5 protein-coding genes and 1 pseudogene are annotated in these 4,800 nt (G+C 35.0%); 1 reads left to right on the top strand and 5 read right to left on the bottom strand.

Annotation, left to right across the window (positions count from 1 at the left end; genetic code table 11):
* The 5 genes and pseudogenes from MR593_RS08265 to MR593_RS08245 form a co-directional block, all read right to left on the bottom strand.
* Positions 1 to 193 (bottom strand): annotated as a pseudogene (locus MR593_RS08265) (potassium channel family protein); the annotation flags it as partial.
* A 137-nt stretch (positions 194 to 330) separates the two neighbouring features.
* Entirely contained in the window at positions 331 to 1,515 is a 1,185-nt protein-coding gene (locus MR593_RS08260) for a M20 metallopeptidase family protein (protein WP_290691784.1), read from the bottom strand.
* A gap of 99 nt (positions 1,516 to 1,614) precedes the next feature.
* Positions 1,615 to 2,151: a nucleoside-triphosphatase gene (locus MR593_RS08255; protein ID WP_290691782.1), complete on the bottom strand. Its 537-nt coding sequence runs from the start codon at positions 2,149 to 2,151 to the stop codon at positions 1,615 to 1,617.
* Positions 2,152 to 2,241: 90 nt separating this feature from the next.
* On the bottom strand, positions 2,242 to 3,222 hold the full coding sequence (locus tag MR593_RS08250; RefSeq protein ID WP_290691780.1) for a Gfo/Idh/MocA family protein: 981 nt from the start codon (positions 3,220 to 3,222) through the stop codon (positions 2,242 to 2,244).
* A gap of 33 nt (positions 3,223 to 3,255) precedes the next feature.
* Positions 3,256 to 4,101 (bottom strand): MurR/RpiR family transcriptional regulator, encoded by an 846-nt coding sequence (locus tag MR593_RS08245; protein WP_290691778.1) that lies wholly within the window; start codon positions 4,099 to 4,101, stop codon positions 3,256 to 3,258.
* Positions 4,102 to 4,272: 171 nt separating this feature from the next.
* Here MR593_RS08245 and MR593_RS08240 point away from each other — a divergent pair, with 171 nt between their 5' ends.
* Positions 4,273 to 4,710 carry a MarR family winged helix-turn-helix transcriptional regulator gene (locus MR593_RS08240; RefSeq protein ID WP_290691776.1) on the top strand — a complete coding sequence of 146 codons (438 nt, stop codon included), beginning with the start codon at positions 4,273 to 4,275 and terminating at the stop codon, positions 4,708 to 4,710.
* Positions 4,711 to 4,800: the final 90 nt, after the last annotated feature.

The raw sequence follows: 4,800 nt of genomic DNA, 5'->3' as shown, positions 1-4,800 counted from the left end.
CCTGAGATATCAAATAAATCAACCATTGTAAAGTATTTTTGTAGCGAGCTCTACTCTTAAGTATGTTTTTATACTGTTCATTTACATCATCGATTATTTCCTTTATAATTTTAAATTTATCCTTGCTTATTCTTTTATATGTCAAAACAATTATTGCAAATACTGTTAATACTGTAAAAATTATCCCTATCATATACCCTCCCAATACGCTTTTTAACAATAGTATATCAATAATTATTTTCTATATGTTGCAAAAATGTAAAAAACTTCCTTGAATTAAAGTAAATAAAATTACTAAAAATCAAGAAAGTTTTAATTTTTATCTAAAATCTATTTGTGATTTTTTAACCACATTATAGCACTATAAGCGTGGATAGCCGCTCCTGTTGGAAGTATGTCTTCATTAAAGACTACCTTTTCGTTGTGCATAGGCACGCCGTATAGTTCGTTTTCTTGTTTGCTACCTGCACCTAGCATTATATATAAGCTCGGTACTTCATATGAATAAGATGCGAAATCCTCAGATCCCATTCCGCCGCCTTCAAATACTACGACTGATTTATCTCCTACAATGTCCTTCATATATCCTACGACTTCATTTGCAAGCTCATTATCGTTGGCAAGTGGTGGAACTGATGATAGCTCGATTAACTCTGCCTCTCCACGGAACATCTTAGCTGTAGATGTAACTATATCGTTCATTCTGTCAAATATAAATTCGCCTATTTCCTTATTTAAACTTCTGATAGTTCCTTCCATCACAACTTCTCCTGGAATTATGTTTGGAGCATCTCCTCCAGCGAATTTACCTATTGTAAGGACTGCCGCTTCTGTAGCTGATACTTCTCTGCTTATTAACTCTTGTAGAGAAAGGTAAATATGTGAAGCTATATTTATCGGGTCTACTCCAGTCTCCGGCATAGCACCGTGGCATCCTGTTCCCTTTACATTTATTCTAAATCTGATGCACCCTGCGATACTAGTTCCTAGACCACATAAAACTAGATTTGAAGGTGAACCTGAGTGGACATGCATCGCCATAGCTGCATCTACCTTAGGATTTTCTAAAACTCCTGCTTTTATCATTTTCTTCGCTCCAGTGAAGCCCTCTTCATCTGGTTGGAATACTAATTTCACAGTTCCTTCTATTTGATCTTGGTTGTCTCTAAGTAATTTTGCTGCTCCAAGTAGCATCGCTGTATGCATATCGTGTCCACAGGCATGCATGCTTCCGTTGTTTGATTTGAAATCACATGATGTGTTCTCCTGCATTGGAAGCGCATCCATGTCTGCTCTAAGTAAGAATGTCTTGCCTGGCTTTGATCCTTCTATAGTCGCTACTATTCCACTTTCACAAATTTCTTGTGGTTCGTATCCAAGCTCTCTAAGCTTATCCATAACGTATGACTTAGTCTTTGGAAGCTCTGCACCTACTTCAGGGTTTGCATGTATAGTTCTTCTGTACTCTATTATAGTATCCTTAATTGATTTAGCTTGTTCTAGTATATTATTCATCTTTTCACTCCATTTAAGTTTTGTTTAATATATTATCTGTCAAATTACTATAAATTATACTTCTATCTACTATACCCCTATTTGTAAACAGTATATAAGCTACATAAATAAATCACGTAAAGTCAAATATATCTCGTTGTATATGTAATCTCTGTTGTCTTCATCTATATTAAATAAGGTTACATCCTGTCTATCTCTTACACCGTTGACTACAGGACAATCCCATTTTTTCAAAACGCCAAATACTACCTTATCGCTGTCTAAAGCTTCATTTAAAACCTCTAGATATTTAGGCGAATTGCTTTCGGCAAATCCTATTTCGTCTAGTATTATTAGATTGCAGTTTTCTAAATCAGCCTTTAGCTTAGGAGCGTACTCGTCAAAGCTCTCTGAATAAATTGTAACGTTGTTTTTACCATCGATAATTTCATTTTGAAGAACCTTATAAGAGGAATTATCACTAAGTGAATTCATGCCAAATCTCAGTATAGTTTTGTTTTCTTCTTTTATTAAAGCTCTAGTACCTCTATATCCGCCGATTTTTAAGTCGTAATCCTTTTTTAACATATCCAAGACTTTTTGAATTACTGTGCTTTTACCAACTTGTACTTCACCTGTAAGTAAAATATTATTCATCATTTATCCCCCTGTTGTTTTGTATTGCTATACTATTAATTCTACCATAATTTATCGGTTCTAAAGTACTGTAAAAATTATCCAAACTATTTATCTCTCTTCTGGGTAAACTAATCCCCATTCTTTTCTGATATCTGTCATTATTTCCATTACATCTTTAGTGTAGTTTAGACGAGTGATTTCTTTGTCGCCCATAACAGCTTTTTCCATATCTTGCATTTCATAGAATAGTGCATCTTCGTGTACTCCTACTTCGATTACTTCCTTTTCTCCTGTTTCAGTGTATGTGATGACTGCCTTTTCTGCTCTTGGGTATTCCATGATTTCGATGTAGCCCTTGTCACAAGATATCATTCCACGTTTTGGTTGTTTTGAGTGAAGAGTTAGGGCGATAGTCGCCATCTCTTGTTCTTCATTCATAAGAAGTATACCTGCTTGTTCGTCTACACCTGATGGAGCGTATTTTACTTGGCTTAAAACTTGGTTCGGCTTAGATGACATAAACCATCTGACAAATGATATAGCGTAAACTCCGATATCTAAAAGTGATCCTCCTGCAAACTCTATATTGAAAAATCTATTTTTCATGTTGTAGTCCTTGTAGCTTCCGAAGTTCATTTGAATCATTCTAAGTTCGCCTAGAGCTCCTGATTCTACTATTTCCTTTAATTTTTTGTATAAAGGCATATGGTAAATTGTCATCGCCTCTGCAAGTACGACGTTGTTTTTTTCGGCAAGCTCGATTGCTCTATTTAATTCGTCGCTGTTTAATGTGATTGATTTTTCGCATAAAATATGCTTGCCGTTTGCGATTGCCTCCATCATGAAGTCTATATGTGTGTTGTGAGGTGTAGTTATGTATATTATATCTACCTCTTCGTCTGAAAACATCTCGTGAAAATCATCGTATACCTTTGATACACCGTATTTTTCTGCAAAAGCGACGGCCTTGCTGTGTGTGCGGTTGCCGACTGCGTAGATTGATTTGCCGGCCTTTTTCAATGCATTTGCCATCTCATTTGCAACTACTCCTGTTCCTAATATTGCCCAATTAAATTCCTTTTTATTCATATTTTCTCCTTCCAGTTTCTTCCTTTATATAGTTTATATCTTATCGTCAGCAATAAGCTCCTCGTGCTTTCTTATAGCAACCTTCGAATTTTCGCTAGATGACACTAATAAAAGATAAAAAATTTCAATCACTGTCATCGCTGAAATTCTCGAAAAGCAGTATTCCTCAACAAACAATCTCTCTCTAGTCGCTGTAGCGATATGATAATCGCTGAGCCTTGCAATAGGAGAGCTTTCCGAATTCGTAATGCCTATCACTGTGGCATTTTTCTCCTTTGCCACCTTCGCCAGGTTTACGAGCTGCTTCGATGCCCCTGAGTTTGATATTACGACGATTACGTCTTTCTCATTTGCGTTTAATGTATATCCTAGCTGAGTCTCCCAGATGCTCAGTGTCACTGATTTTATCCCCAATTGGTTGAACTTATAAGCCCCGTCCAATGCTACTGGTATAGTGTTTCCGACTGCTGCAAATTGAACACATTCAGCATTTTTAAATAAATCCAGTATTTTGCTCAACGTAGCCTCATCCATCATGCGAACTGTCTGAGTCAGCTCCTCTATTTTATTCGCCAAAATATTCTCCAGCGATTGTGATATGTTGTTTATATCTATATTATTTGATTTGACTATGTCTATCTCGTTGTCTGATAATTCTTTTGCCAGTGTAATTTTCAAATGGTGAAATCCCTTCAAATTACATTTTTTGCAAAAACGAGACACCGTCGCATCGCTGGTCTTGCTCTCCCTCGCCAATTCCGCGACTGTCATATCCACGACCTTTTCCTTATTTGCAAGTATGTAGTCGGCTATTTTTTTCTCTGCATCAAAGAAATCCTCGTACATAGAAAAAAGTATATCTGTGACTTTTGTTGCCATGACATATCACCTCCATAAATTTTCATTTTTATGATATATTTATTTCATAAAATGATTTTACCACGATATATTTATTTCATCAATATAAATTTTTGTTTTAACTATTGACATTATTATCATACAAATATAATATAGTTTAGTACAAAACATTTTTTTTAGAGGAGGTTAAATTTGAAAAATAAATCCAAGCTTGGACTTCATATCGATAAAATAAATCGTATAATTTCAAGAAAAATAGATGCCGCTGTAATTCGCTCTATAGACGGCAAAATAACTTTATCTCAGGCATATGTGATAGATTTTATCTGTGACAATAGCTCGAGAGATATATTTCAAAAAGATATAGAAAAGGAATTCGACTTAAAGCGCTCTTCTGTGAGCCTTATGTTAAACAACATGGAAAAAAACGACTTAATCAAAAGGGTGCCAGTTGCAGAGGATGCGCGCCTGAATAAAATAATTTTGACAGAAAAATCAATTGAACTGTCTAAGAAAATTTCAGATGCAATTGATTCTGGTGAAAACCAATTGGCAAAAGATATTACACCTGAAGAAATAGAAGTATTTTACAAGGTTTTAGGTAAAATTAGAAATAATTTAAAGGACTAAATTCAAAGGAGGAAAAATATGTCAGAAGTATCAGATTTTACAGAAGGAAAAATATTATCTCCATTATTAAAATTCATGTTTCCGATACTA

The organism is Intestinibacter sp., from assembly GCF_022780145.1.
Classification (GTDB): domain Bacteria; phylum Bacillota; class Clostridia; order Peptostreptococcales; family Peptostreptococcaceae; genus Intestinibacter.
This window is presented reverse-complemented; position numbering and strand designations above follow the sequence as displayed.

Coding starts and splice junctions, on each gene's coding strand:
- MR593_RS08250 (WP_290691780.1), bottom strand. CDS start 3,222: ATGAATAAAAAGGAATTTAATTGGGCAATATTAGGAACAGGAGTAGTT.
- MR593_RS08245 (WP_290691778.1), bottom strand. CDS start 4,101: ATGGCAACAAAAGTCACAGATATACTTTTTTCTATGTACGAGGATTTC.
- MR593_RS08255 (WP_290691782.1), bottom strand. CDS start 2,151: ATGAATAATATTTTACTTACAGGTGAAGTACAAGTTGGTAAAAGCACA.
- MR593_RS08260 (WP_290691784.1), bottom strand. CDS start 1,515: ATGAATAATATACTAGAACAAGCTAAATCAATTAAGGATACTATAATA.